Origin of the sequence: Dokdonella fugitiva, from assembly GCF_004342425.1 — a bacterium.
Classification (GTDB): domain Bacteria; phylum Pseudomonadota; class Gammaproteobacteria; order Xanthomonadales; family Rhodanobacteraceae; genus Dokdonella_A; species Dokdonella_A fugitiva.
Genome location: NZ_SLWQ01000012.1, coordinates 1 through 25,175, shown reverse-complemented (window position 1 = coordinate 25,175; position 25,175 = coordinate 1). Strand labels below are relative to the sequence as shown.

Here is a 25,175-nt window from a genome sequence, read left to right as displayed (position 1 = left end):
GGAACGCCGCCGCGTCGCGGCGGCGTTCGTGCGCGGTGTCGGTCAGAGGTGGCAGCCCGACGGTGCCGGCGTGAGGCGCGAGAGCTCGAGCGTGCCGTGCTGGCCGCCGTTGGTGCCGGGGTCGAACGCATAGGCCAGTGTCGCCGACGTGCAGCTGTGGAACGTCAGGTCCGCGGTGCCGACGGCGGTGGTCGTCGCCGGCGTCTGGCCGACGAAGGTACCGCCCCGGCTTTCATACAGCGGTATCGCGCTGATCCGGTTGCCGGACGGCAGGGTCGCCTGCAGCGTATACCAGCGTTGCGACGACGCGTCCGCGCCGGCGGGCGCGTCGGCCGCGTACGTGTACCACGCGCCGAACAGCACGTGCTGCGCCGGATTGAGATCGAGCACGAGGCCCTGGCCGTTGTCCGCGGCGACGTCCGCCCATACACCCGACAGGAGGTAGTGGCCCGCGCTCACGCCGTTGTTGCCGTTCATCGCGCACGTCACGTTCGGAAGCAGCCGCGTGAGCGACAGGGTGCCGGAATAGCCGGCAGCGGTGTATTGCAGGGTTCCGTGCGTGCAGTCGTAGAAGCTCAGCGTGGCGACGCCCGCGGGCGTCGTGGTCGTCGTCTGCAGCGTGTGCAGGCGTCCGCCGACGGTCTGGTAGAGGGGCAGGATGGCACTCGTACCCGCGACCTCGCCCTGGATCGTGTACCAGCGCGCGCCGTCGCCCGCCTCCGCACCGTAGGTGAACCAGCCACCGAACAGCAGGCCGCTGCCCGGCGCGTAGAAATCCGGTTGCACGGTCAGGAGGATGCCTTGCGCCTGCGCATTCGGCTCGGCCCATGAGCCGCTGATGCCATGCTGGTTGAGCACCACGCCGGGCGGCTGCGCGCCGCCCCAATTCGCCATGAGGTAGTTGGCCGCGACCGAGCCGAGCCCGGTCGCGAGGTCGTAGCCGTCGGTGACGGCGTAACCCTTCAACCCGCCGCCGGGACCTGTCGGCCCGGGCGTGCTGTTGTTGCACAGGCTCGGCACCGCGAGGTCGCACGATGCGACGCCGCTGCTGCCGACCGTGACATCGTGGAAGACCGCGTAGGACGGATGCGAGGCGAGCGCATACAGTCGCGGGTTGAGGTTGCCCTGGCCGCCGCTGTAGTTCTCGTTGAGGCGCGCGACGATGCCGGCCATGGCCGGCGTCGAGGCCGACGTGCCGCTCGAGACGAGGAAGCTGAAATGGCCACCGCTCACCGTGCACGGACCGCGTTGCGCTGCCATGCAGGTGAAGTAGCCGTCGTGGCTCGAGGCGGTGAGTGCGATATCGGGCGTGTTGCGCCACGCGTTCGCCGGCACGCCGACGCCGGTCTGCCATGCGGGTTTGGGGATGTAGAGGCTGGTTCCGCCACCGGTTGCGCCGTGCGAACTGCTGCCATCACGGGCGACGGGCTCGTTCCACGCACCCTCGGGGATGTAGCCGCGCGCGGACAGGTAGCCGTTGCCGTCGGTATCGCTCCAGTACCGCGACGGGTCGGCGGTATCGGCGAACTGCGTGCCGCCGACGCAGGTGACGTAGCCGGAGGCGCAGAGCACGTTGATCGCGCGCGACTGGTTCGCGGTCGGCGGTGCGGTGTGGTCCTCGCAGCCGGCCGCGCCGGCATCGCCGGACGCGACGAGCACCGAGATGCCTTCCGCCGCGGCTTGGGCGAACAGGTCGTCGAGGTAGTGGGCGATCGCCGCGCCGTTGGCCGGTTCGCAACTGAGGAAGCTGATGCTGAGGATGTTCGCCGGCGGCGGCGAGGTGTCGATCACGTACTCGATCGCTTCCTGCACGCCGTTGCGCGTGTCGCTGTCGGCGGCGACGACGAGCTTGATGTCCGCGCTCGGCGCGGTGGCGATGGCGAGTTGGACGTCGAGGGTCGCCTCGTACTGGTCGCCGATTTCGTCGCCGGGGTCGGTGCAGCTCGGCGTGCCGCCGGTCGTGCTGCAGGTGGAGGCCGGATCACCGGGGTCGAGCGATCCCGGCGGCACGATCACCTGCGCGACACGGGGCGGCGTGCGGTAGAGGATCGACTGGAAATTGCTGATATCGGGCGGGTACACGCGTTCGCGGCCGACGATCGCGATCGACACGCCACTTCCGCCGACGTTGGATGCGGGCGGAGTGTCGAGCCCGTAGATGCGCGCGAAGTCCGCGGGGAAGACGATGTGCTCGCAGCCGTCCGCGCCGCAACTCGTGCCGGCGGGGGCGGGGCCGCCGGCGGTGATCGCGCCCGCGCGCGGCGCGCTCATGCGGTGCCCCGGTCGGAACACGACGGTGTCCAGGCCGACCACGCCGCGTACCGCCGCTGCAAATGCCGCCGGCACGCGCGGCGCCGACTTCGCGCCGATGCGTCGCCCGCCGTCGCCGTCGTACCAGGCCAGGGCCGTGTCGAAGGCGCGCGCGACATCGGCGCTGCGTCCGCTGATCCGCACGCGCGTGCGCGCCGGCGACACGCCTTCGACGCGCAGCCCTTCACTGCGCAGCCAGTCCGACAACGCATCGAGGTCGTGCGCGCTCGCGCCGTAGCGCTCGCCGATCTGCGTGGCGTCGAGCCACTGGTGGAAACGCGGCGAGTCGGGGTCCTGCTGTTCGCGCAGCAGTGCTTCGAACGCGGCCTGGCGCTCCGGCGTGCGATTGAGGAGTACGCTCACGTTCTCCAGTCGGAGATCGGCATCGACCGTGCCACGCGCGCGTTCGGCGCGGATCCAGGTCGGCCGCGGGCCGGCCACGCTCACCCGCTTGGACAGCTCGACCGCGTCCTTGACGAGGTCGGCGTCGGCGGCGTGCGCCTGCACGTCCGCGAACGCGAGCGCGACCGACAGTACGGCCGCGACGCGGACCGTGATTCGGTGGTTCATCAGGATCATCCGGGAAATTGGAAAAGGTGACCATAAGCGCCCCTGCGGCGCGCCGCAAGCGAACCGTTTCGCATTGCGCCGCGGACGCTATGATGGCGGCTTGCACCACGAGGGGCGTCCATGAATGCATCCACGACCGCGGCGCGCGCGCCGGGGTTCCGCTACTACGACCTGCTCGTCGGCGGCATGGTCGCGGTCCTGCTCTGTTCCAACCTGATCGGTCCGGCCAAGGTTTGCACGTTCACCTTGCCCCTGCTCGGCGCGCTCACGTTCGGCGCGGGCAACCTGTTCTTTCCGATCAGCTACATCTTCGACGACGTACTGACCGAGGTGTACGGCTATTCGCGCGCGCGCCGCGCGATCTGGGCCGGCTTCGGCGGCCTCGCGTTCGCCAGCGTGATGACGGTCGTGATCATCGGCATGACGCCGAGCCCGGACGAACCGTTCAACCAGCAGCTGCAGCCCGCGCTGGAAGTCGTCTTCGGCGCGAGCTGGCGCATCATGCTCGCCTCGATGGTCGCCTACTGGATCGGCGATTTCGCCAACTCCTGGGTCATGGCGAAGATGAAACTGTGGACCAACGGGCGCTGGCTGTGGACGCGCACGATCGGCTCGACCATCGTCGGCGAGGGCCTCGACAGCATCACGTTCTACCCGATCGCGTTCGCCGGCATCTGGTCTGGCCAGACGATGCTCAAGGTGATCGCGTTCAACTGGACCATGAAGGTGCTCGTCGAGATCGTGCTGACGCCGGTGACCTACGCGGTGATCGGTTTCCTCAAGCGCCGCGAAGGCGTCGACATCTACGATGAACACACTCACTTCACGCCGTTCAGCCTGCGCGACGAAGGCGAACAGCGGCCGCTGCAGCCCTGACAGGGAGACATCCATGAACGCACCCTCGCCACGCAGGCGTACCAATCCCTGTAGGAGCGGCTCCAGCCTCGATGCCTCCCGTGGGAGCGACGGAAGCCGCGATGGCCTCGCCGCGGCTGCCGGAGTCCCGGCCATGCTGCGCTTCACCCTGGGCGCCTTGCTTGCCTGCGCAATCCCGGCATCCGCCGCCGACGACGTCGAGTATTTTCCGGTGACCAATGCGCCGCCCGGCATGAGCCTGCCATTCTCCGAAGCCGTGCGCGCCGGCGGCATGCTCTATCTCTCGGGCGAGATCGGCACCGGCGCCGACGGCAAGCTCGTCGCCGGCGGCATCGCGGCCGAGGCGAAACAGCTCATGGAGAACATCGGCACCAAGCTCGCGCGCCACGGCTCATCGTGGGACCGCGTCGTGCAATGCACGGTCGCACTCGCCGACATCAAGGACTGGCCCGCGTTCAACGAAGTCTACCGCGGCTATTTCAAGCGCCACTTCCCCGCGCGCATGGCCTACGCGACGGGCGGCCTAGCGCTCGGCGCGCGCGCCGAGGTGCAGTGCAACGCGCTCGTCGACGACGCGCGCCGCCGATAGCGGGGCGGAGCCTGCGGGCGATCGCAGCGTCGCCATGCGTCGGGGCGTGACGGTCGCGCACAGGGTCGCTATGCGCCGAGGCGCGACGTCGCGCACAGGGGGCGCCTACACCGTACGCCGAGCGCCCATGACGGAGCCTCGTCAGGTTGCAGCCGGCACCGCTGCGCGCGTGCGCCGGCCGATGTCGCGCAGGAGCAGGGCGATGATGAGGATCGCCTGCAAGGTCACCGTCGCGACCGACACGTACCACACCTCGTGCAGCTCGAAGCCGGGCCGCATCGACAGCCAGTACGCGACGCTTGCGAACACGGTCACGCGCGTCGCGGTGCAGTAAAGCGGGGGCAGCGTGTGGCCGAGCGCCTGGAACATGCCGGCGCAGGTGAAGATCAGGCCCTGCGCGACGAAATTCCACGAAATGATGCGCAGGAACTCGCTGCCGATGCGCACGACTTCGGCGTCCTTGGTGAAGAAGCCGACGAGAAGATCCGGGCGCCAGTGGCAGAACAGCGTGAGCACGGCCATGATCACGCTGCCGATCAATGCCGCCTTGTCGAACGTCTCGCGCACGCGCGGCAGCAGGCGCGCGCCCGCGTTCTGCCCGGCGAGCGGCGCGACCGCGAATGCGACGGCCATCGCCGGCAGGAAGATCGCCTGCATCACGCGCGAGCCGACGCCGAAACCGGCCTGCGCGGCCGGGCCGAATGGACGGATGATGAAGTAGACGAGGGCGAGGAACAGGAACATCAGCGCGAACTCGCCGCCCGGCGGAACGCCGATCTTGAGGATGCGCTTCCATGTCGCGAAGTCGGGCTTCAGGAGGGCCGTGTCGACGCCGACGTATTTTTCGAGGCGTGCGAAGTAGGCCGCCATCATGATGACGCCCGCCGCGATCGCGAGCGAGGTCGCGAGGCCCGCGCCCGCGATGCCGAGCGGCTTGCCCGTGCCCCAGCCCGCGATGAGTACCGGCGCGAGGACCGCATTGAGCACGACGGTCGCGACCTGCACGGTCATGCCGGGTTTCGCGAGGCCGGTCCCGCGCAGCGCCGACCCCATCGCGATGAGCGCGAACTGCAGCGCGAGCCCGGGCAGGAACCAATGCAGGTAGGTCGTACCCTGTGCCGCCGTTTCGGCGTCCGCGCCGAGCGCGCGCGCATACGCGCCGGCGAATGCGTAACCGCCCACGAGCGTGATCGCCGCGAACACCGCCGCGATGACCAGGCTCTGGTTGAACACGAGGTTCGCGTCGGCCGGGTTCTTCGCGCCGACCGCGCGCGCGATCAGCGCCATCGCGCCGACGCCGAGCACCTGGGTGAGACCCATGATGATGAACTGCAGGTTGCCCGCGGTGGCGACGCCCGCGATCGCCGCGTCGCCGAGCTGAGCGACGAAGTAGAGGTCGACCAGCACGTACAGTGTCTGGAACAGCATGCCGATCGCGATCGGCACCGCGAGCGCCATGAGATGGCGCGTGATCGAGCCTTGCGTGAGGTCCTTCATGGCGGGCGTTCCGGCGGGAGGGCGGCGCATTCTGCGCCGCCCGCAGCCGCCTGTCGCGACTCGTTCGAAGCGTCGCGTGGCGGTACAATGTCGACGAGGGGATCGCTCCCGCCCGAGAGAATTCCGCCCGCTGGAACGGGCCGGGTGAGGCGATGACGCCGTCCTCGACCGCGCGACCTCCGTCGCCGGACGCGAGCAGCCGGCGGCGCGATCTTCGCCCTGCCGCGCGATCGCCGCAGCGGCGCATGGCGCGCCGGTGCCTTCCGCCTGTCCTGGAGTCCCGAGTGCCGGATCGCAACGAATCGACGCTGTACGCCGACGTGTCGGCGATGTGCGCGGATGCGCGCTGCCTGCGCGCGGTGCTTGCCCAAGCGCAGGATCTGCCCGTGCAGGCGCCGTTCGAAGCGCGCATCCACCCGCGCGACCAGATGCTGCTGCACTCGCTGCGCGAGCATCGCGACGCGGGCGCCGCGTTCAGCCAGTACTTCGCGATCGCGTTGCAGCAGTACGCGGCCGCGAGCGAGGTGATGCGGGCGGTGTTCGGCGACGCACGCGACCTGCGCGTGCTCGATTTCGCCTGCGGCTACGGCCGCTTGTTGCGCTTCCTCGGCCTCGCGTTGCCGCGCGGCCAGCTGTGGGCTTCGGAGTTGCAGGAGGACGCCCTCGCATTCGTCGCCGACGTGTTCGGCGTGCCCACGATCGCGTCGCATGCGGACCCGGCGCGGTTCGATCCCCCCGCAGCGCTTCGACGTGATCTGGGTCGCCTCGCTGTTCTCGCACCTGCCCGACGCGCTGTTCGATGCCTGGATGCGCCGCCTGTACGGCCTGCTCACGCCGCGCGGCGTGATCTGCTTCAGCGTGCGCGACGTCGCGCTGCTGCCGCCGGGCGTCGCCGCGCCCGCGTCCGGCCTCGTCTACTCGGGTGCGAGCGAGAACGCGGACCTCGGCGCCGACATCTACGGCACGACCTACGCGGACGAAGCACGCGTGCGCCGCGCGGTGCGCGCCGCAGCCGGCGGCGAGCGCCCGCTGCGCCGGCTGCGACGCGCGCTCGCGAACGAACAGGATCTCTACGTCGCCGCCGCCGATCCCGCGCGCGACCTGTCCGCGCTTGCCGGCTTCCGGCGCGGCGCCTGGGGCTGGCTCGACCGGCGCGAACTGCGCGACGGCCGCCTGGAGCTGGAAGGCTGGGCCGCGTCGCTCGACGACGGTGCGGTCGCGGCGGTCGAGGTCGAGGTCGACGGCCGCGTGCACGCATGCGCGACCGGCATCGAACGTCCCGACGTCGCCGCCGCGTTCGGCGACGCGCGGCTGGATCGCGCCGGCTGGCGATTCGAGACCACGCTCGACGCGGGTGCCACGGAGGCATTCGTCGTCGCCAGCACGCGTTCGCTCGCCGGCGAACGCGCCCTGCTGTACGTGGGCACCGTGCGCGCCGCCTAGGCGAGGGGTTGCGCCGCCGAGGACAGCCGTCCACGCAGCAACTGCACGCCGAGCGCGGCGGTCCATGCGCTCCGCCAGAGCATCGCGAGCAGCATGCCGTGCACGTCGAGCGTGAACCAGCCGCCGAGCGGCCATGCGCCTGGCGAAGCGGGCCGGCGTCGGTGCGGCGACCGCGCGCACGGCGGCGCTGATTGCAGAAGCCCAGCTCGGCGTGCTGCCCGGCTGGTTCGCGGGCGACATCGACGCGACGCCCGAGCAACTCGTCGGTGCCCTCATGCGGATGGTGCCCGGCCTGTCCGGATGATGCCGGGGAGGCACGCGTCGGCTACACTACGCGGCTCCGCGACACCTATCGAACCCCATGATCGCCTTGAAGAATTTCGCCCTGCGACGCGGCGAACGCCTGCTCCTGTCCGACGTCGACATCGCCCTGCACGCGGGGGCGAAGGTCGGCGTGGTCGGCCGCAACGGTTGCGGCAAGTCGAGCCTGTTCGCCGTCGTGATGGGCGAAATCGAGCCCGACAAGGGCGACATCGACTTGCCGAACCGCCTGCGCATCGCCAGCGTCGCCCAGGAAACGCCGGCGCTGCCGGATGCGGCGATCGACTTCGTCGTGTCCGGCGACACCGAAGTGCACGCCGTGCTCGAAGCCGAGCGCGCCGCGACCGCGGCCGAGGACTGGGACGCGGTCGCCGCCGCGCACCAGAAACTCGCCGAGATCAACGGCTACGACGCCGAAGCGCGCGCGGGCCGGCTGCTGCACGGCCTCGGTTTCAAGGCCGACACGCACCGCATGGCGGTCGCCGAATTCTCCGGCGGCTGGCGCGTGCGCCTCAACCTCGCGCGCGCGCTGATGACGCCGTCGGACCTGCTGCTGCTCGACGAGCCGACCAACCACCTCGACCTCGACGCCGTGCTCTGGCTCGAACAGTGGCTGCAGAAATACCCGGGCATGCTGCTCATGATCTCGCACGATCGCGAGTTCCTCGACGGCCTCTGCACGCACACGCTGCACCTGCACGAGCAGCGCGCCAAGCTCTACACCGGCGACTACACGAGCTTCGAGCACCAGCGCGCCGAGCACCTGCGCCTGCAGCAGATCGCGTTCGAGAAGGAACAGGCCGAGCGCGCGCACCTCGAGGCGTTCATCGCGCGCTTCAAGGCGAAGGCGAGCAAGGCCAAGCAGGCGCAGTCGCGCGTCAAGCGCCTGGCCAAGCTCAGCGGCACCGAGGCGGTGCGCGCCGAGCGGCAGATCCGCATCAACTTCCCCGAGCCGGTCAAGCTGCCGCATTCGCTGCTGCGACTGAACCACGTCGATGCGGGTTACACGCTCAAGGGCAATGCGCATGCGGGGCCGTCGGACCATGCGGTCGTCGAGGACCACGGCCACGCGGTGATCGTGAAGAACGTGAAGTTCGGCCTCGAAGCCGGCGACCGCATCGGCCTGCTCGGCCCGAACGGCGCGGGCAAGTCGACGCTGGTCAAGACGCTGGTCGGCGAGCTGCCGCTGCTCGCGGGCGAACGCACCGCGCATCCCGACCTCGTGCTCGGCTACTTCGCCCAGCACACGGTCGAGTCGCTGCACGAAGGGCAGACGCCGATCGACCACCTGCGCGAGATCGCGCCGGGCGTGTCGACGCAGGACTTCCGCGATTACCTCGGCCGCTGGAATTTCCCGGGCGACCGCGCATTCGAAGTCATCGACGGCTTCTCCGGCGGCGAACGCGCGCGCCTCGCGCTCGCACTGATCGCCTGGCGCAAGCCGAACGTGCTGCTGCTCGACGAGCCGACCAACCACCTCGACCTCGAGATGCGCGAGGCGCTCGCCGAAGCGCTCAGCGACTTCGACGGTGCGATCGTGCTCGTCTCGCACGACCGTCATCTCACGGGCCTCGTCTGCGACACGTTCTGGCGCGTTGCCGACGGCAAGGTCGAGGAATTCAAGGGCGACCTCGATGAATACGCGGCCTGGTTGCGCGCACGTGGTTCGGGCGGCGGCACGCCGGAGCAAGGCAAGGGCAAGCGCGCGGCGGCGTAGGGCGGTACGCGCATCGCGCGTGCCGCCGCTCCGGCTTCGCGCTCGGTGGGACTCGCCGCTTTGCGGTTCGACCGCCCTACGTGGAGCCCATCGGCGCCAACCCCGCGCGCCCCGCACCGACGTTGCATCCTTCCGTGGTCACCGGCGCGCCGCGCCGCCACCGATGAACGGAGATCCCGCGATGGCCTGCTTCCCGAAGATCGACCAGCCCTGTCCGCTCGGCATCGACGCGCAGCGGCGTGTCGCCGGCTTCTGCAACCATTGCAGCAAGGCCGTGCACGGACTCGATGCGATGAGCGATGCCGAACGCGTCGCGTTCGTGCGCAACGCGCAAGGTCCGATCTGCGTGTCCTATCGCGTGCGCCGCGGCGTCGCGCTCGGTCTCGGCGCCGCGCTCGCGATGACCGTGGCGGTGCCCGGCCAGGCCGATCCGATCGGCACCGGCATCCAGGCGACGGTCACGGCGGGCGTCGCCTCGACGGCGCCGCTGCCGCCGCCGGAATCCGAGGTGCTGCTCATGGGGGGCGTCAGCGATCCGCAGTCGGCCGCGATGATCGAGGACGCGGACGATGACGTGCCGGAACTGCCGATCGTGCACGAGGCTCGCGCGCGCTGACCTGTCATGGCGTGCGCGCGCCGCGGCGGCGCGCGCACGGAAGTCAGCCGGTGTCCTCGACGACGCCGGCCGCGTCGACGATGTGCATGCGCGCGATCGCCTGCATCCCGCCGCGCAACCCTCCAGGCGTCCCGTCGCCGATGCTGATCGCGATGTGGCCCGCGTCGAACCTGCCGAGCGCAGCGTCGTAGCTCTTCCAGTGCTGCCCGTCCCAGGCCTGCACCCACATGTGCGGGCTGAACGCATGCCGTTCGCCGAGGAAATGGCTCGCGTACGACACGCCCACGACGACGCGCGTCGGGATGTGTCGCGCACGCGCCGCGGCGGCGAGCAGGATCGCGAACTCGGTGCAGTCGCCCCCGCGCGACAGCAGCGCTTCGGTCGCGCTCCGGTATTCGCGGAAATCGATCGCGCCGGTCAGCTTGCGCCGGACCGCGAGCACGAGCTGGTTCATCTGCGAATCGACCGTGCCGCCGGTCGCCGCGCGCGCGAACGCGATCACGCGGCGGTCGCGGCTCTGTACCCACGCGTTCGGTTCGAGGTAGCGGCGCAGTTCCGCCGCACTCGGCCGCGCTTCGGTTCCGCAGTCCCCGCAGATCGTGAGCTCGGTCGTCGCGCCGTCGTCGCGCACGTGCTGTTCGTGTGTTTCGGGCCACGCCCAGGGCGCGCCGGGCATCTGCACGCGGAAGCGGATCGTTCCCGCGCGCGCCGCGTCGGAGATGCGGTACGGCGACGTGACGAGCAGCTTGCGCAGGCTGCGTTCGATCTCCTCGTTGCCCGGCTTCGGTTCGCCGGCGCGCGCACCGCACGCGACGAGCACGGCGCAGCAGAGGAGGGTCGGGCGCAAGGACGAGCGCATGCGTGGAATCCGTGGCCGATGGCGACGAGCGTGCGCGATGCCGCGCGCGATGTCCAACGTCGCGGGGCAGCGGGCGGGGTCGCGCCGCGGCGTTCGCGGCCGGTCCGGGCGGCGTCGGCGCGGCGGTGCCCGGGGCGGTCGCGGCCACGGGCGACGCGCTAAAATGAAGTCGCCACCCAGCCACGGTCCCATGAGCATGAGCGCGCGCAAACCCGACGACGACAAGCTCGACCGCATCGTCGCCGCCGCGCGCCGCGCGGCGGAGCAGCGCGAACTCGGCTACCGCGAGCGCGCGCTCAAGATGTATCCGTGGGTGTGCGGGCGCTGCGGGCGCGCCTTCACGCGCGCGAACCTGCAGGAACTCACGGTCCACCACCGCAACCACGACCACGACGACAACCCGGCCGACGGCAGCAACTGGGAGCTGCTCTGCGTGTACTGCCACGACAACGAACATTCGCGCTACATCGACCACGTGCGCGGCGCCGGCTACGACGCGCCGTCGCCCGAGCCTGCCGCGGCGACGTCGAATCCGTTCGCCGACCTCAAGGCGATGCTCGCGCGCGGCAAGGTCGGCTCGTGACGCAGCGCGCGCACGACGACGCATGAGCGCGGTCGCCGTCGACGACGTGCTCGATGCGCTGTTCCTGCCGTTCATGCAGGGGGCCCTCGCGCCGCCCGCGGGCGGGAGCGTCTTCCTGCGTGCGCGTGCCGGTGCCTGGCTCGCGCAGTGGCGCGACGCATTCGCTTGCGTGCAGACGTTCAAGCCGTTCGCCGGAGCGCTCGAGCGCGCCGGCGCACGGCTCGCCGAGGTGACGCCATCGCGGGCGCCGCTCGTGCTGGTGCTGCCACCGCGTCAACGCGACGAAGCGCGTGCAGTGTTCGCGCAGGCTGTGCGCATCGCCGCGCACGGCGGCATCGTCGTCGCATGCCAGCCGAACAACGAAGGCGCGCGATCGGGCATGGCCGATCTCGAACGTCTCGCCGGGGCGGTGCAGGGCGCGTCGCGGCGCAAGTGCCGCGTCTACCGGACCGCGCCGCTCGACGCGCGCGTCGACGTGGCGCTCGCCACGGAGTGGGCCGGGCTCGATGCGATGCGGCCGATCGCCGGCGGCGCATGGTCGAGTCGTCCCGGCCTGTTCGCCTGGGATCGCATCGATCCCGCATCGGCGCTGCTCGCCGAACACCTGCCGCCGACGCTCGGCCCGCGCGTCGCCGATCTCGGCGCGGGCTACGGCTACCTCGCCTGCGAAGTCGCGCGGCGCTGCGCGGGCGTGGAAGTGCTCGATCTTTACGATGCGGAAGCGCGCGCGCGTGAACCGGCGGAGGCGAACCTGCATGCGACCCTCGCGGCAGCGCGGCGCGCGATCGCGACCGCGTTCCTCTGGCACGACGTCACGCGCGGACTGCCGCGTCGCTACGATGCGATCGTGAGCAACCCGCCGTTCCACCAGGGGCGCGCCGACGAACCCGCGCTCGGCCGCGCATTCATAGAGGCGGCCGCGGACGCGCTCGAGCCGCACGGCGTGCTGCTGCTCGTCGCGAACCGCCACCTGCCGTACGAGGCGACGCTCGGCGCGCGCTTCGGCGCCCTGCGCACGCTGGCCGAACGCGACGGCTACAAGGTCATCGAAGCGAAGGGACCGCGCCCGTGAAACTCGTCAAGCTCATCGCCAATCTCGGCTACGGCAGCCGCAAGGACGTCACGCAGATGTTCCGCGCGGGGCGCATCACCGACGCCGACGGCGAGGTGCTGTATGCCGACGACAAGGTCGAGCACGCGCGCATCCGCATCGACGGCGAGCCGCTCGATCCGCCGCTAGGGCTCGTGCTCATGATGCACAAGCCGGTGGGTTGCACCTGTTCGACCAAGGATGCCGGACGCATCGTCTACGACCTCCTGCCGCCGCGCTGGCGCGCGCGCAGCCCGGCCTTGTCGACGGTCGGCCGGCTCGATCGCGACACCTCGGGCCTGCTGTTGTGGACCGACGACGGCGCGCTGCTGCACCGGATCATCTCGCCGCGCGCGGCGGTCGTGAAGGTGTACGAGGCGACGCTCGCGCACGACCTGCGCGGCGACGAAGCCGCGCTGTTCGCGAGCGGCACCCTCATGCTCGAATCGGAAACGACGCCGCTCGCGCCGGCAAGACTCGAGCCGCTCGGCGCGCGCCGCGCGCGGCTGTCGATCAGCGAGGGTCGCTACCATCAGGTGCGGCGGATGTTCGCCGCCACCGGCAACCACGTCGAGGCGCTGCACCGCAGCGCGATCGGTGGCCTCGTGCTCGACCACCTGCCCGCGGGCGAATGGCGCGCGCTCGGCGCCGACGAGGTCGCATCGATCTTCGCAAGTCCCGGCATCCCCGCGTAGGGCGGTACGCGCAAAGCGCGTGCCGCCGCGCTCAACCGGCGAGCGCCCGCGCCAACCGCTGCAACGCCGGCCCGATCTCCTCAGCATCGATGACGCCGTAGCCGAACGTGAGCGCAGGCTGCGGCAACGGCTCGCGCGAGTATTCGCCGGCCGGCATCGCGCCGGGTACGTGCACGCGCGCCTTGGCGTAGATCGCATCGGCGTGGGCGGGTTCGCGGATGCGCGCGGCGAGATGCAGGCCAGCTTCCGACGGAATCGGCTCGAACCAGTCGGCGAGGTGGCGCCGCAGCCCGTCGAGCAGCGCTTCGCGTCGCTCCGCGTAGATCGGCCGCATGCGCCGCACGTGCCGTGCGAGGTGGCCCTCGCGGATGAAAGCGGCGAGGGTCGCCTGCGCGATCGCGTCGCCGTGCGAGTCGGTGCAATGCTTGACAGTGGCGAGTGCGTCGCGCGCCCACGCCGGCGCGACCACGAAGCCCTTGCGCAGCGCCGGGAACAGGCTCTTGGAAAACGTGCCGATGTAGAACACCAGCGCGTCGCGGTCGAGCGTCTGCAGCGCGTCGAGCGGTCGGTTGCCGAAACGGAACTCGCCGTCGTAGTCGTCCTCGAGCACGACCGCGCCATGCGTGCGCGCGAACTCGAGCAGGGCGATGCGCCGGCGCATCGACAACGCGACGCCGGTCGGCGACTGGTGCGACGGCGTCACGCTGACGACCTTCACATCGGGCGGCAGGCGCTCGACGCACAGGCCCTCGTCGTCGACCGGGATCGAGACGAGCTGCGCGCCGGCCGCGGCCATGGCGGCACGCACGGGCGGGTAGCCCGGTTCCTCGAACGCGACGCGCGTCCTGCCGGGCGTCACGAGCAGGCGCGCGAGCAGGTCGAACGCCTGTTGCGCGCCGGACGTGACGACGATGTCGTCGGCCTTGCAGGCGACCGCGCGGGCGAACGCCACGTGCTGCGCGATCGCCTCGCGCAGTTCCCCGATACCTTCCGACGGTGGATAGCTGAAGGGCGCCCTGGACCACGCGCGCAGCGCATGCGCCGAGAGCTTGCGCCAGATCTCGTGCGGGAAATGGCGGTGCTCGGGCACGCCGAGGCGGAACGAGCGCGGCGGCAGTCCGCGTGGCGCGGCGCTGACGAGGAATGGCGTGCGCCAGAGCGGATTGAGGCGCGGGTCCTCGAGGCCCAGCGGCAGCGGTCGCGGCTTCGCGGCGCGCCGCGCGGCGACGCTCGCCGCGGCGAGTTCGGCGACCACCGCCTTGGCGCCTGCGCGCGGGACCACGTAGCCCTCGGCGATGAGCAGGTCGTAGGCGGCGATCACCGTGTTGCGCGCGATCCCGTATGCGCTCGCGACGCGACGCGTCGCCGGCAGCTCCGCGCCTGCCGGCAGGCGCCGGTCGAGGATCGCCGCGCGCAGCTGCTCGTGCAGTTGGCGCATGCGGCCGCCGGCGTGGCCGTCGAGCTGCAGCGGGAAGGCGAACGGCGGGCTGACTGGTTCCTGCGAAGTCATCTCGACTGGTCCGGTTGGAGAACCAGTGCAAGCGTACGTTATGGCTCGTCCGAATGCTTGCCCCTGCAACGAAAGGAGCCCCGACCATGCCGTGCCATGTCTGCGAAACCTGCGGTACCCAGTACGCCGACAGCGCCGCGCCGCCAGCCCGCTGCGCGATCTGCGAGGACGAGCGCCAGTACGTCGGCTGGGCCGGCCAACGCTGGACGACGCTGGAAGAGCTCGCGAAGCGGCATCGACTGCGCGTCGACGTCGACGCGGGCCTGCTCGGCATCGGCATCGCGCCCGATTTCGCGATCCCGCAGCGCGCGCTGCTGCTGCCGACCGGTGCCGGCAACCTGCTGTGGGAATGCGTGAGCCTCGTCGACGACGCCGCGCTCGCCGCGCTGCGCGAACGCGGCGGCGTCGACCGCATCGTGATTTCGCATCCGCACTTCTATTCGGCGATGGTCGACTGGAGCGATGCGCTCGGCGGCGTCGAGATCCTGCTGCACGAAGCCGACCGCGAATGGGTGATGCGGCCGTCGCCGCGCATCCGCTGGTGGAGCGGCGACGAGCTCGCGCTCTCCGACGACGTGACCCTGGTCCGCTGCGGCGGCCATTTCCCCGGCAGCACCGCGTTGCACTGGAAGGACGGGCCGCGCCCCGGTGGCGCGCTGTTCCCGGGTGACGCCCTGCAGGTCGTCATGGACCGGCGCCACGTGACCTTCATGTACAGCTATCCGAACTTCATCCCGATGGCGACGGCCGACGTGCGCGCGATGCGCGACCGGCTCGCGCGCTTCGCCTTCGAGGACGTCTACGGCTACACCTGGGGTCGCAACATCATCGGCGGCGCACGCGCCGCGGTCGATGCCTCGTTCGAGCGCCACCTGCGCGCGGTCGCCGCGTGAGCCCGGCGCGATGACGACCGCACTCGACGCATTGCGCGACGCCCTGCTCGCGCATCACGACCGGCATGCCGACGCGCTGCCGTGGATCGCCTCGCCCGGCACCGGCCGCGCCTCGAAGCTGCTGCGCGTGTTCGGCGACCGCGGCTTCGCCGAGCTGATCCGCATGGCGCCCGGCACCGCGATGCCGCTGCACCGGCACACCGGCGAGGTACATGCCTGGAACGTCGTCGGCGAGCGCATGTTACACACCGGCGAGCACATCACCGCCGGCGGCTACGTACACGAGCCACCCGGCACGATCGACTGGTGGAAAGCCATCGGCGGCGTACCACTCGTCGCCCTCGTCGTCGTCATCGGCACGGTCGAATTCCTCGGTCCCGGCGACACCGTGACCGCCCGCGCCACCGCCGCCACCCGCCTCGCCGACTACGTCCGCCATTGCCGCGATACCGGGTGCCCTGCGCTGGAGCTCGACGTGGGGTCGTAGGCGCTGCACTTCCCGCAAGGGAGGTGACGTGATGCCCGAATCCCGCCACAACCCGCCAGCAATGCGTCGTGAGCGAGGCCGCGGGCTTGCCCTTGGCCGGATTGCAATGATGCTGCGCGAGCCGATCGTCGAGTGGCTGCAGGAAAGCCGGGTCGTCGCGCAGGCCGGCCCGCGCGGTGCGGGTCGCGGATCCAGTCGACGCACATCGGGGGGCACCGTGTCGGATCGTCTTCGCTTCGTGAAGGAAACCTCGCGCAAGTTCATCAATGCAAGGACCATCGTCCTCGCCGCGGCCGTCGTCGCGGCGTATGGCGTCTACGAACATCCACCGCTGGAATCGGTCGGTCGCCAGGAAGTCGCGCTGCGGCTCAACCGCCTCACCGGCACGACCACGCGGCTCGGCGAGGGCGTCGCGCTCGTGCTGCCGGGCATCCACGAGCTGCGTCGCTATTCGCTGCTCGACCAGACCTACACGCCCACGCGCAGCGCGAAGGCCGATGGCGAGGCGCCGTTCCAGTCGTCGGAAGGCCTGTCGCTCGGCGTGGAGCTGTCGATCCGCTACGCGATCGATCCCGCGACGCTTCCCGACAAGGCTTCGCGCCTGCCCGACGACGTCGGTGCCGAACTCGTCGAGCCGCTCGTGCAGGGCGTCGTCTACAAGGTCTTCACGCGCTACACGGTGCGCGAAATCTTCTCGAGCAAGCGGCAGGAGTTGCAGGACGTGATCGAGGCCGAACTCAGGCCGCTGCTCGCCGCCGACGGCATCGCGCTGCGTCGCGTGACGATGGGCAACGTCGACTTGCCGGCCGACTATCGCGCCGGCATGGACAAGCTGCTCGCGGTCGAACTCGAGACCGAGCAGATGCAGTACACGCTGCAGCTCAAGGAAAAGCAGGTCAAGGAATCGGAGCTCGAGGCGGAAGCCGAGAAGGTCAGGCGCGAGAAGGCGGCCGAGGCGAGCGCGAACGAGCAGATCATCGCGGCGAAGGCGCAGGAAGAGGCGATGAAGCACGTGATCCCGTTCAAGCAGAAGCAGATCGAGCAGCGCCGGCTCGAAGCCGATGCGGAAAAGGCCGCGCGCATCCGCACCGCCGAAGGCACGGCCGAAGCGCGTCGCATCGAGGCGCAGGGCGAGGCGGACTCGCGCCGCAAGCTCGCCGAGGCGGACGCCTATCGGGTCGAGCAGCTCGGCAAGGTCGCGAGCGAGCAGCTCGAACGCGACGGCGCGCTGATCACGAAACACCCGCTGCTGATCCAGAAGACGCTCGCCGACAAGCTGTCGGACAGGGTGTCGGTGATCATCGCGCCGACGCCCGCGGACGGCGGCTTCATCGGCGCCAATCTCATCGGCGGCATGAAGGCGCAGGCCATGACGCAGGCACCGCAGGAGTGAACGCGATGAAGACGATGCTCCTTATCGCCGCCCTGTCGGCATCCGTGGCCGCGCGCGCGGCGGAACCGGCGAAGGTGCCCGCGTTGCCCGAACCCAACCCGACCGCGATCGTCGTGATCGACCAGGCCGCGTTGCGCGCGGCACCGCGCGGGTCCGCGCAACAGCAGGTCGTGCTCTGGCAGGGTGACAGCCTCGAAGTGCGCGGCCATCGCCTCGACTACCTCCAGGTGTACGACCATCGCCGCGAACGCGCCGGTTACGTGCGCGCGAGCGAGGTGCGGATACTGTCGCTGCGCACCGGCGACGCGGCCGGGCTGCTCGCGGTCGTGCGCTTCCTGCGCGACACGCCGGGTGCGGAAGCGCTCGGCATCGCTTACGCGGCCGCGTACCTGCGCGCCGCGCCGGCGCAGGACATCGATGCCGAGGCGTTCGACGCGCTCGGCACGATGGCCGACCGCCTCGCGCGCCGCGCGTCGTCGAAACGCCGCCGCGCGGACGATGCGGCGATCGCGGCGCACCTCGAGGTCGTGGCCTACTACGGCGTGGCCATGCGCAGCCTGGAACGCGATGGCCGCGTGCACGTCTGCTACGACGGTGACGCGTTCCGGCGCGTGATGGCCCTGCCGGCGGATGCGCAGCAGAAGGCGCGCGCCGCGCTCGCGCTGACGCGCGAGGAGTGCATCGACCCGGCGACGACGCCGTTCGAGCGCGCAAGCCTGGACGGCTGGCGCGCCGACGTGCTCGACCGCGTGCCGCGCGCGGACCTGCCCGGGTATCTGAAGAACCGCCTGCGCATGCGTGCCGCGGCGGTGTGGTCGAGCCTCGCGTTCGAGCGCGTGCGCCGCGGCGAACCCGCGACCGAAGCCGCAGCGCGGGCACTGCAGGAACTCACCGGCGTGAACCGGCAGGAACTCGCCGACGACGACCTGGCGGCGTACAGCGACGCCGCGGTGCGCGTCGGCGCCGTGCGCTGGGCCGCGGAACCCGTGTCCGCGCGGCTCGCAACCACCGGCCTCGCCGTGAAGACCGCGCCGGGCCAGCCGGGCGAGACCTGCATCCGCCTCGTGGATGCGAAACACGGCGAAAAGGCGCCGCTGCTGCAGCGTTGCACCTACGGCACGGTCTGGACGAACTCCGCGCGCGCCAACGGCACCGGCACCGCGCTCACGCTCGCCGTGCAGCCGCTCGACGCCTGGCGCGAGATGTGGGTGTTCCATCGCGTCGGCGACGACTGGACCGTCGACGTCGTGCCGCCCGCGGGCGATGCGCCCGAAATCGGCTACGTCGAATTTGCCGGCTGGGTGCCGGGCGGCCGCAAGCTGCTCGCCGCGCGCGAAGTGCGCATCGGCGGGCGCTTCTCGCGCACCTTCGAAGTGCTCGACCTCGCCACGCTCGCGATCGACAAGCGCGCCGACAAACCCAGCTCCCTCAGCACCTTCTACCGCTGGCAGGACCCGCTCTGGAAAGGCCAGACGGTGAGCCTGCGCTAGACGTGGCCGCCAGGGTCGAAGATCGAGGGCAAGAGACTGAAAGGGCGCGGAGGACACGAAGGAAAAAGCAGAGCCGGAAAGGGCTTTCGGCTTCCCTTCGTGTCCTTCGTGCCGAAATTCCTGCTTCTCGTCCCGCTCAGTCACGGAAGTTGTCGAACTGCAACGGCACGTCGAACTCGCTCTTGCGCAGGAGGGCAATCGCGAGTTGCAGGTCGTCGCGCTTCTTGCCGGTCACGCGCAGCTTGTCGCCGTTGATCTGCGCTTCGACCTTGAGCTTGGCGGCCTTGATCGCGGCGACGATCTTCTTCGCGACGGCCTGCTCGATGCCTTGTTTGACGGTGATCTTCTGGCGTGCGGTCGCGAGGTTGACCTCGGGTTCGGCGACGTCGAGGCAGCGCACGTCGATGCTGCGCGCGGTCAGGCGCGCGCGAAGGATGTCCTGCATCTGCTTGAGCTGGAATTCGCTCGGCGCCGAGGCGGTGATGACGTGGTCGTCGAGCGCGAACTTCGCGTCGCTGCCCTTGAAGTCGAACCGGTTCGAGAGTTCGCGGTTGGCCTGATCGACGGCGTTGGTGAGTTCGTGCTTGTCGACCTCGGAAACGATATCGAAGCTGGGCATGAGGGTTCCGGCGCGTGGGAGGCCCCGAGTGTAGCCCGGGCTCAGTGCAGGCGTGGCAACTGCTGGTGCAATTCGTAGCTCATGATGGCGAGGAACGCGGCCAGGCCGAGGTAGGCAAGCCCGTAGCCGAGCCGCGTCTCGGCGCTCGCCGCGTAGTAGGCCTGCTGCTCCGGCGAGCGGAAGCCGCGGATCGCCTGCATCACCTGGGGTGCGGCGAGGATCGCCATGAAGATCAGCAGCGGGCTCGGCCGCCAGAAGAACAGGGCGACGAGGATCGGCGCGCCGAGCAGCCAAAGGCGCGGCGACAGCACCGCGCTGACGCGGCCACCGTCGAACGGCGACACCGGGATCAGGTTGAACAGGTTGATGAAGAAGCCCGCGTAGGCGAGCGCGAGCAGCAACTGGCTGCCGCTCGCGCGCGCGGCGAAATAGCAGGCGAGTGCGCCGAGGCTGCCGACGAGCGGGCCGGCGAGGCCGATCCACGCTTCCGTCTCCGCATCGTGCGGCCGCTGCTTGAGTTCGATCCATGCGCCGACGAACGGGATGAAGGTCGGCGCGCCGACATCGAGGCCGCGCTGCCGCGCGGCGAGGTAGTGGCCCATCTCGTGCACGAAGATGAGGCCGACGAAGCCCACGGCATACCACCAGCCGAAGATCCACGCGTAGGCGATCACCGACAGCAGCATCGTGCCGCCGGTGAGGGCGAGCTTGCCGAGCTTGGCGCCCTTGAACAGCAGCAACAGCAGCTTGAGCATCGCGGTGCGGCCGCCTCAGGCCTTGCGCGAGAAGAACTTCCTGATCGCCGCGCCGGCGGCGACGACGGCGACCGCGACCAGCTTGAACGACTTGGCGAGGAACGCGGCGGCGATCGCGAGCAGGCCGAGCTTCTTCGCGGCGACGCCGCCGACCAGCGCCGCGAGGCCGTAGGCGGCGAGCTTGTCGGTCGACGGATCGTAATCGGCGTAGCGCTTGCCGTCGATGAACGCGACTTCGGCGAGCAGGTTGCGCGCGATCGGCTTCTGCGCCTCGATCTTCGACGACGAGGTGATCAGGTCGAGCGAAATGTAGCCCTCGCGGCCGAGCACGTAGGTGTTGTAGTTGACCGTGTTGTCGGCGCCGGCCGACGCACCCTTGTCGCGACCCTCGACCGACCAGACGAGGCGCTGAGTCGAGGCGTCGTAGCTCGGCGGCTCGATCCAGCGGGTGACCTCGAGCGCGGGGATGCCCATGCGCACGCGGTTCGCATTGGCCGCCTCGGTGCCGTCCTTGAGGTTCTGCAGCAGTTCGTCGGCGTTCCAGTGCTGCGCGTCCTCGTCCTTGATGTAGCCCGACGGGTCGTATTCGATCGACACCATCCAGTCCTCGGCGTCGTCGCTGCCCGCGTCCTGCGGAAACACGAGGCCGATGAAGTTGTCGTCGGTCGAGTTGCCCATCGCCTCCATCAGCGCGCTCGCCTCGCGGGTGGGCACGAACGCGTAGCCTTGCGGCAGGCGCAGCGTCGCCTGGTCGGCGAGCCGGATCGTCGCCGGGCCGTGTTGCATCGCCCGGGCAGCGACCTGCCATGGCGACGGGCCGCCGGCGGCGTCGCCGTCGGTATCGGCATCCTGCGCCGAGGCGGAATTGAACAGGAGGCCCGCGGCGAGCACGAGCAAGGCCAGGCGCGTCCAGCGCGAAATACGCATGATGTCAGTCCCCAAGGAAAGATCGCCGCGGCGCGGCGCACGACGGAGCCGGGCCGGCTCGTCCCCCGGCGCGGAGTGTACAAGCTGGCGGATCGCGTGGCGCATAACCGAAAGCGAACGCGAACGATGCCAGGTTTGCGCCACAATGCGCCGATGCGCGTGTTCCTCGTCCCGACCCTGGTCCTCGCCCTGGCCGGCGCGCCGCCGCTGGCGGCCGCGCCGTCGGTGCGCAGCGTGCGCGCCGGTGACGTCGAGTGCCGCGTGGTCGGCGTCGACCTCGCCACCGACCGGCTCGAACTGCACTGGAAGGACGAAGCCGGCCGCGCGTTCGGCACGGTCGACCGCCTGCGCGAATGGGGCGAGGGCCGCGGCCGCGCACTGCTGTTCGCCGCCAACGCGGGCATCTACGACGGCCAGTACCGGCCGCTCGGCCTGCACGTCGAGGACGGCCGCATCGTGCGCCCGCTCAACACCGCACGCACCGGCACCGGGCGCGGCAATTTCGCGTTGCCGCCGAACGGCGTGTTCTACGTCGACCGCGATGGCCGCGCGGGCGTCCTCACCACCGCACGCTGGCAGCAGGCGCGCATCGAGCCGCGACTCGCGACCCAGTCCGGACCGATGCTCGTCGTCGACGGCGACCTTAATCCGAACTTCGACGCCGCCTCCGACAGCCGCAAGTGGCGCAGCGGCGTCTGCGCGCCGACGCCCGACCACGTGCTGTTCGCCGTGAGCGAGGCGCCGCTGTCGTTCCACGCATTCGCGACCATGTTCCGCGACGAACTCGGCTGCCGCGACGCGCTCTACCTCGACGGCACGCTGTCCCGCTTCTGGACGCCGACGACCGGCTACGCAGGCGCCGCGGCCGTGCTGGTCAGGCCGTACGCGGGAATGTTCGCAGTGTTCGCCGACGGGGGCGAAAGATTGAAACACGAAGGGCACGAGGGAAAGCGCAGATCCGAAGATTGAAACACTGGGCACGCGGACGAAAGAGCCTTGACATGAAAAGCTCTTCTCGTCTCCGGCTCGCTCCGTGTGCTCCGTGTCCAAGCTTTTTCCTCGGCTCTTCCTTCGCGTCCCTCGTGTTTCAATCTTTCGCTCTCCAAGTGTCGTCGGTCGACAGCGCATCCCAGCCGGCATGGCCCAGCCTGCGCAGCGTTTCGATGTTGCGTTCGTAGATCGCGTCCGTGTCGATGCCCGATTCGACCGCGCGGTCGATGCTCGATTCGCGCAGCAGGTGCAGGGTCGGGAACGGCGAACGGTTCGTCGCGTTCTCGATGTCGTCGGATCCCGCGTCGGCGAACCGATAGTCCGGGTGGAAGCTCGCGACCTGGATCTCGCCGTCGAGCTGCATCGCCTCGAGCAGCGCGTCCGCGACGTCGAGGAACTGGTTGTAGTCCTCGAAGTCGCCGAGCACGAACGGATGCACGAGCAGGCTCGTCTCCCATTCGGTTGCATCGGCATCGCGCAGCCATTCGAGTTCCGCGCGCAGGTCGTCGACGAGTGCCTCGACGTCGGTCGCGCGGCTGACCGTGATGCGCAGGCGATCCTGCACGAACGGCGCGCGCGCGAACGGGCACAGGTTGAGGCCGATCACCGCGCGCTCGATCCAGCGGCGCGTCGCGGCGATCGCCTCGTCGTCGGTCGGCGTATCCGTCGCGTTCGCGGGCAGGTCGCTCACAGGCGCACCACGCGCACCTTGCGCCCCTTGATGCCACGCGCGCGAAGGCGTTCGAGCGCCTTGCCCGCCTCGCTGCGGCGGATCGCGACATAGGAGCGCGTCGGGAACACGTCGATCTTGCCGACCGCGTCGCCGGCGAGGCCGGCGTCGCCGGTGAGCGCGCCGAGGATGTCGCCGGGGCGCATCTTGTCGGTGCGGCCCGCGTCGAGGCGCAGGGTCGCCATCGGCGCGTGCAGGTCCGCGACCTTGGCGACGGCACGGATCGCGCTCCAGTGCAGCGGCGCGTCGCGCAGGGCTTCGAGCGTCTTCGCGCGCTGCATCTCTCGCGGCGCGACGAGGTTGAGCGCGAGCCCTTTCGCGCCGGCGCGCGCGGTGCGGCCGATGCGGTGGCGGTAGGAGTCGCCGTCGTGCGGCAACTCGTAGTTGATGACCGCGGCGAGGTCCTTGATGTCGAGACCGCGCGCGGCGACGTCACTCGCGACGAGCACGCTGCAGCTGCGGTTGGCGAAGCGCACGAGCACCTCGTCGCGGTCGCGCTGCTCGATGTCGCCGTGCAGCGCGAGCGCGTCGATGCCCGCCTTGGCGAGTGCGTCGACGACGTCGTCGACGTCGCGACGCGTGTTGCAGAACACGACGCTCGATTCCGGCCGGTACTGCGCGAGCACCGCGGCGAGCGCGGCGGGCTTGCGCGCGAGCTCCGTTTCGAACCAGCGCTCGTCGATCTCCGGCTGCTCGTCGGCGCCCTCGATCGTCACTTCGAGCGGTTCGCGCAGGAACTCGTGGCCGATGCGGCGGATGTCCTCGGGAAACGTCGCCGAGAACAGCAGGCCCTGGCGCTTCGGCGGCAAGTGCCTGGCGATCTCGCGGATCGCCGGTTCGAAGCCCATGTCGAGCATGCGGTCCGCCTCGTCGAGCACGAGCGTGCGCACCTTCGCGAGCGACAATGCCTGCCGCTCGATCATCTCCTGCACCCGCCCCGGCGTGCCGACGATCACGTGCGAATCCTTGCGCAACGAGGCGAGCTGCGGCCCGACCGGGATGCCGCCGGTGAGCAGCTGCACCTTGAGGTTGGGGATCGTCGCCGCAAGCCGGCGGATCTCGCGCGCGACCTGGTCGGCAAGTTCGCGCGTCGGGCAGAGCACGAGTGCCTGCGGCTTGACGAACGCGGGATCGAGCCGATGCAGCAGGCCGAGCCCGAACGCGACGGTCTTGCCGCTGCCGGTCGGCGCCTGCGCGACGACATCGCGCCCGCCGATGAGCGCAGGCAATGTCGCCGCCTGCACGGGCGTCATCTCCGCATAGCCGAGCGTCTCGAGCGAGCGGTGCAGGGCAGGGGGGAGGGGAATCGAGGAGAAGGAAGGCATGCGCAATTCTCGCAGGTATCGGCGGTCGCGTCCCCTGCGCCACCTCCCGTCGCGGACTACGCCCGGCGCGAACGGAAATGCGCGTGGCCCACGCTCCGGCCATACTGTAGGAGCACCCCGTGCGCGACCGCACCGTCCCGGGCTGCCACGTCGTGCAATCCTGACCAAGGCCTGCCATTCGGCCGGCTCCCCCGGACGCAAGGACTGCAAGCGACATGTTCAAGATCATCGGCATATTCGTCCTGCTCTACGTCGCCCACGCGGTCGCGACCGGCCGCGTCCTCGCCAAGTCGGGCATCCGCATGCGCGAAGTGCTGCGCGAGGAATCCCCGCGCTACTACTGGACGGTGGTCGTCATCTATGCAGCGCTGTCGCTCGCCTTGTTCACGGTGTTCTAGCCTTTCGGGCACGGGCAACCACTCGGGTACCATCCGCAGCGGGGCGAAGGCGCATGGGCAAGCACACCGCATATTGGGAGAACTACTCGAGGGCCCAGGTCCGCGGAGCGCTGCGCATGTCCGGCGTGATCCTCGCCTGGGTGTTCGTGCTCGCTCTGCTCGCTGCTGGGCACGACGCGTTCGGCAAGGCCTTCCCGTGGCTGATCGGCGCCGGATTGGTCGGGCTGGCCGCGACGACGGCATGGCTCGCGATGCGCGCACAGAAGGTCGTCTGCCCCGAGTGCGCCACCACCTATACCCGCCACAAATGGGGCGGGCGCTGCCCGCACTGCGGCCTCGGGCTCCTGCAGCAGGACCCCTGATGCACGAAGCACTGCATGAACGCCGTTCGCGCGCACGTTAGGGAAGGTCTGAACAAGTCCGTCCCATTGTGCTGAGATAGTGCCACTACCCGACGAGGAGCGCGCGCGATGGACCAGATGAGCTTTGGCG

At 70.3% G+C, this 25,175-nt stretch carries 25 protein-coding genes and 1 pseudogene; 16 read left to right on the top strand and 10 right to left on the bottom strand.

Going from position 1 to position 25,175, the window contains the following annotated elements; genetic code table 11:
• Positions 1 to 42 precede the first annotated feature (42 nt).
• Positions 43 to 2,880, bottom strand: coding sequence for a S53 family peptidase (locus EV148_RS16635; protein ID WP_158287520.1), 2,838 nt, complete (start codon positions 2,878 to 2,880; stop codon positions 43 to 45).
• A 120-nt stretch (positions 2,881 to 3,000) separates the two neighbouring features.
• On the opposite strand from EV148_RS16635, the gene EV148_RS16630 reads away from it, so the two are divergent.
• A complete protein-coding gene (locus tag EV148_RS16630; protein ID WP_131999980.1) occupies positions 3,001 to 3,756 on the top strand; it encodes a queuosine precursor transporter in 756 nt (251 codons plus the stop codon).
• A 133-nt stretch (positions 3,757 to 3,889) separates the two neighbouring features.
• Positions 3,890 to 4,345 carry a Rid family hydrolase gene (locus EV148_RS16625; protein ID WP_131999979.1) on the top strand — a complete coding sequence of 152 codons (456 nt, stop codon included), beginning with the start codon at positions 3,890 to 3,892 and terminating at the stop codon, positions 4,343 to 4,345.
• Positions 4,346 to 4,486: 141 nt separating this feature from the next.
• Here EV148_RS16625 and EV148_RS16620 read toward each other — a convergent pair whose 3' ends face one another.
• Positions 4,487 to 5,842 (bottom strand): MATE family efflux transporter, encoded by a 1,356-nt coding sequence (locus tag EV148_RS16620; RefSeq protein WP_131999978.1) that lies wholly within the window; start codon positions 5,840 to 5,842, stop codon positions 4,487 to 4,489.
• Positions 5,839 to 6,552, bottom strand: coding sequence for a hypothetical protein (locus EV148_RS16615; protein ID WP_131999977.1), 714 nt, complete (start codon positions 6,550 to 6,552; stop codon positions 5,839 to 5,841). Before EV148_RS16615 ends, EV148_RS16620 begins: the two co-directional genes overlap by 4 nt.
• On the opposite strand from EV148_RS16615, the gene EV148_RS16610 reads away from it, so the two are divergent.
• The 4 genes and pseudogenes from EV148_RS16610 (at position 6,551) to EV148_RS16600 (ending at position 9,939) form a co-directional block, all read left to right on the top strand.
• Entirely contained in the window at positions 6,551 to 7,285 is a 735-nt protein-coding gene (locus EV148_RS16610) for a hypothetical protein (RefSeq protein ID WP_131999976.1), read from the top strand. The genes EV148_RS16615 and EV148_RS16610 overlap by 2 nt on opposite strands.
• 133 nt (positions 7,286 to 7,418) lie before the next feature.
• On the top strand, positions 7,419 to 7,589 hold the full coding sequence (locus EV148_RS18565; RefSeq protein ID WP_158287519.1) for a hypothetical protein: 171 nt from the start codon (positions 7,419 to 7,421) through the stop codon (positions 7,587 to 7,589).
• Between the two features lie 57 nt (positions 7,590 to 7,646).
• Positions 7,647 to 9,296, top strand: a pseudogene (abc-f, locus tag EV148_RS16605) (ribosomal protection-like ABC-F family protein); the annotation flags it as partial.
• Positions 9,297 to 9,504: 208 nt separating this feature from the next.
• Entirely contained in the window at positions 9,505 to 9,939 is a 435-nt protein-coding gene (locus EV148_RS16600) for a hypothetical protein (protein WP_131999974.1), read from the top strand.
• A 43-nt stretch (positions 9,940 to 9,982) separates the two neighbouring features.
• Here the strand turns inward: EV148_RS16600 and EV148_RS16595 are convergent, their stop codons facing one another.
• Positions 9,983 to 10,798 carry a transglutaminase domain-containing protein gene (locus EV148_RS16595; RefSeq protein WP_158287518.1) on the bottom strand — a complete coding sequence of 272 codons (816 nt, stop codon included), beginning with the start codon at positions 10,796 to 10,798 and terminating at the stop codon, positions 9,983 to 9,985.
• 196 nt (positions 10,799 to 10,994) lie between these two features.
• On the opposite strand from EV148_RS16595, the gene EV148_RS16590 reads away from it, so the two are divergent.
• The 3 genes from EV148_RS16590 to EV148_RS16580 are packed head-to-tail and all read left to right on the top strand — an operon-like array spanning position 10,995 to position 13,166.
• Positions 10,995 to 11,381, top strand: a complete 387-nt coding sequence (locus tag EV148_RS16590) for a YajD family HNH nuclease (protein WP_131999972.1) — start codon at positions 10,995 to 10,997, stop codon at positions 11,379 to 11,381.
• A 22-nt stretch (positions 11,382 to 11,403) separates the two neighbouring features.
• Complete coding sequence (locus tag EV148_RS16585; RefSeq protein ID WP_131999971.1) at positions 11,404 to 12,453, top strand: class I SAM-dependent methyltransferase; 1,050 nt, start codon at positions 11,404 to 11,406, stop codon at positions 12,451 to 12,453.
• Positions 12,450 to 13,166, top strand: a complete 717-nt coding sequence (locus EV148_RS16580) for a pseudouridine synthase (protein ID WP_131999970.1) — start codon at positions 12,450 to 12,452, stop codon at positions 13,164 to 13,166. The genes EV148_RS16585 and EV148_RS16580 overlap by 4 nt, the downstream gene beginning before the upstream one ends.
• Positions 13,167 to 13,197: 31 nt before the next feature.
• Here the strand turns inward: EV148_RS16580 and pdxR are convergent, their stop codons facing one another.
• Positions 13,198 to 14,676: a MocR-like pyridoxine biosynthesis transcription factor PdxR gene (pdxR, locus tag EV148_RS16575; RefSeq protein ID WP_131999969.1), complete on the bottom strand. Its 1,479-nt coding sequence runs from the start codon at positions 14,674 to 14,676 to the stop codon at positions 13,198 to 13,200.
• Positions 14,677 to 14,762: 86 nt separating this feature from the next.
• Between pdxR and EV148_RS16570 the strand changes: the two genes are divergently transcribed.
• From EV148_RS16570 to EV148_RS16555, 4 genes are all read left to right on the top strand, one after another.
• Positions 14,763 to 15,569, top strand: a complete 807-nt coding sequence (locus EV148_RS16570; protein ID WP_131999968.1) for an MBL fold metallo-hydrolase — start codon at positions 14,763 to 14,765, stop codon at positions 15,567 to 15,569.
• 10 nt (positions 15,570 to 15,579) lie between these two features.
• Complete coding sequence (locus EV148_RS16565) at positions 15,580 to 16,056, top strand: cupin domain-containing protein (protein ID WP_131999967.1); 477 nt, start codon at positions 15,580 to 15,582, stop codon at positions 16,054 to 16,056.
• A 217-nt stretch (positions 16,057 to 16,273) separates the two neighbouring features.
• On the top strand, positions 16,274 to 17,449 hold the full coding sequence (locus tag EV148_RS16560) for an SPFH domain-containing protein (protein WP_241988133.1): 1,176 nt from the start codon (positions 16,274 to 16,276) through the stop codon (positions 17,447 to 17,449).
• A 5-nt stretch (positions 17,450 to 17,454) separates the two neighbouring features.
• A complete protein-coding gene (locus tag EV148_RS16555; RefSeq protein ID WP_241988132.1) occupies positions 17,455 to 18,939 on the top strand; it encodes a hypothetical protein in 1,485 nt (494 codons plus the stop codon).
• A 136-nt stretch (positions 18,940 to 19,075) separates the two neighbouring features.
• On the opposite strand, the gene EV148_RS16550 is transcribed toward EV148_RS16555, so the two are convergent.
• Genes EV148_RS16550 through EV148_RS16540 form a run of 3 tightly spaced genes read right to left on the bottom strand, consistent with a single transcriptional unit; the run spans position 19,076 to position 21,240 of the window.
• Positions 19,076 to 19,558, bottom strand: coding sequence for a YajQ family cyclic di-GMP-binding protein (locus EV148_RS16550; protein WP_131999966.1), 483 nt, complete (start codon positions 19,556 to 19,558; stop codon positions 19,076 to 19,078).
• A gap of 41 nt (positions 19,559 to 19,599) precedes the next feature.
• The gene (locus EV148_RS16545; RefSeq protein WP_131999965.1) at positions 19,600 to 20,313 is read right to left on the bottom strand and encodes a site-2 protease family protein; all 714 of its coding nucleotides are present in this window, start codon (positions 20,311 to 20,313) and stop codon (positions 19,600 to 19,602) included.
• Between the two features lie 15 nt (positions 20,314 to 20,328).
• A complete protein-coding gene (locus tag EV148_RS16540) occupies positions 20,329 to 21,240 on the bottom strand; it encodes a DUF2167 domain-containing protein (RefSeq protein ID WP_131999964.1) in 912 nt (303 codons plus the stop codon).
• A 126-nt stretch (positions 21,241 to 21,366) separates the two neighbouring features.
• On the opposite strand from EV148_RS16540, the gene EV148_RS16535 reads away from it, so the two are divergent.
• On the top strand, positions 21,367 to 22,209 hold the full coding sequence (locus EV148_RS16535; protein ID WP_241988131.1) for a phosphodiester glycosidase family protein: 843 nt from the start codon (positions 21,367 to 21,369) through the stop codon (positions 22,207 to 22,209).
• A gap of 118 nt (positions 22,210 to 22,327) precedes the next feature.
• Here the strand turns inward: EV148_RS16535 and EV148_RS16530 are convergent, their stop codons facing one another.
• Both EV148_RS16530 and dbpA read right to left on the bottom strand, forming a co-directional pair.
• A complete protein-coding gene (locus EV148_RS16530) occupies positions 22,328 to 22,921 on the bottom strand; it encodes a DUF1415 domain-containing protein (protein WP_131999963.1) in 594 nt (197 codons plus the stop codon).
• The gene (dbpA, locus tag EV148_RS16525) at positions 22,918 to 24,285 is read right to left on the bottom strand and encodes an ATP-dependent RNA helicase DbpA (RefSeq protein WP_131999962.1); all 1,368 of its coding nucleotides are present in this window, start codon (positions 24,283 to 24,285) and stop codon (positions 22,918 to 22,920) included. The genes EV148_RS16530 and dbpA overlap by 4 nt, the downstream gene beginning before the upstream one ends.
• Positions 24,286 to 24,500: 215 nt before the next feature.
• Between dbpA and EV148_RS16520 the strand changes: the two genes are divergently transcribed.
• Entirely contained in the window at positions 24,501 to 24,683 is a 183-nt protein-coding gene (locus EV148_RS16520) for a hypothetical protein (protein WP_131999961.1), read from the top strand.
• 53 nt (positions 24,684 to 24,736) lie between these two features.
• Positions 24,737 to 25,045: a P-loop NTPase family protein gene (locus tag EV148_RS16515; protein WP_131999960.1), complete on the top strand. Its 309-nt coding sequence runs from the start codon at positions 24,737 to 24,739 to the stop codon at positions 25,043 to 25,045.
• The last annotated feature ends 130 nt before the right edge of the window (positions 25,046 to 25,175 follow it).

Coding starts and splice junctions, on each gene's coding strand:
- EV148_RS16635 (WP_158287520.1), bottom strand. CDS start 2,880: ATGAACCACCGAATCACGGTCCGCGTCGCGGCCGTACTGTCGGTCGCG.
- EV148_RS16630 (WP_131999980.1), top strand. CDS start 3,001: ATGAATGCATCCACGACCGCGGCGCGCGCGCCGGGGTTCCGCTACTAC.
- EV148_RS16625 (WP_131999979.1), top strand. CDS start 3,890: ATGCTGCGCTTCACCCTGGGCGCCTTGCTTGCCTGCGCAATCCCGGCA.
- EV148_RS16620 (WP_131999978.1), bottom strand. CDS start 5,842: ATGAAGGACCTCACGCAAGGCTCGATCACGCGCCATCTCATGGCGCTC.
- EV148_RS16610 (WP_131999976.1), top strand. CDS start 6,551: ATGCGGACCCGGCGCGGTTCGATCCCCCCGCAGCGCTTCGACGTGATC.
- EV148_RS16615 (WP_131999977.1), bottom strand. CDS start 6,552: ATGCGACGCGATCGTGGGCACGCCGAACACGTCGGCGACGAATGCGAG.
- EV148_RS18565 (WP_158287519.1), top strand. CDS start 7,419: ATGCGCCTGGCGAAGCGGGCCGGCGTCGGTGCGGCGACCGCGCGCACG.
- EV148_RS16600 (WP_131999974.1), top strand. CDS start 9,505: ATGGCCTGCTTCCCGAAGATCGACCAGCCCTGTCCGCTCGGCATCGAC.
- EV148_RS16595 (WP_158287518.1), bottom strand. CDS start 10,798: ATGCGCTCGTCCTTGCGCCCGACCCTCCTCTGCTGCGCCGTGCTCGTC.
- EV148_RS16590 (WP_131999972.1), top strand. CDS start 10,995: ATGAGCGCGCGCAAACCCGACGACGACAAGCTCGACCGCATCGTCGCC.
- EV148_RS16585 (WP_131999971.1), top strand. CDS start 11,404: ATGAGCGCGGTCGCCGTCGACGACGTGCTCGATGCGCTGTTCCTGCCG.
- pdxR (WP_131999969.1), bottom strand. CDS start 14,676: ATGACTTCGCAGGAACCAGTCAGCCCGCCGTTCGCCTTCCCGCTGCAG.
- EV148_RS16570 (WP_131999968.1), top strand. CDS start 14,763: ATGCCGTGCCATGTCTGCGAAACCTGCGGTACCCAGTACGCCGACAGC.
- EV148_RS16565 (WP_131999967.1), top strand. CDS start 15,580: ATGACGACCGCACTCGACGCATTGCGCGACGCCCTGCTCGCGCATCAC.
- EV148_RS16555 (WP_241988132.1), top strand. CDS start 17,455: ATGAAGACGATGCTCCTTATCGCCGCCCTGTCGGCATCCGTGGCCGCG.
- EV148_RS16550 (WP_131999966.1), bottom strand. CDS start 19,558: ATGCCCAGCTTCGATATCGTTTCCGAGGTCGACAAGCACGAACTCACC.
- EV148_RS16545 (WP_131999965.1), bottom strand. CDS start 20,313: ATGCTCAAGCTGCTGTTGCTGCTGTTCAAGGGCGCCAAGCTCGGCAAG.
- EV148_RS16540 (WP_131999964.1), bottom strand. CDS start 21,240: ATGCGTATTTCGCGCTGGACGCGCCTGGCCTTGCTCGTGCTCGCCGCG.
- EV148_RS16535 (WP_241988131.1), top strand. CDS start 21,367: ATGCCAGGTTTGCGCCACAATGCGCCGATGCGCGTGTTCCTCGTCCCG.
- dbpA (WP_131999962.1), bottom strand. CDS start 24,285: ATGCCTTCCTTCTCCTCGATTCCCCTCCCCCCTGCCCTGCACCGCTCG.
- EV148_RS16520 (WP_131999961.1), top strand. CDS start 24,501: ATGTTCAAGATCATCGGCATATTCGTCCTGCTCTACGTCGCCCACGCG.
- EV148_RS16515 (WP_131999960.1), top strand. CDS start 24,737: ATGGGCAAGCACACCGCATATTGGGAGAACTACTCGAGGGCCCAGGTC.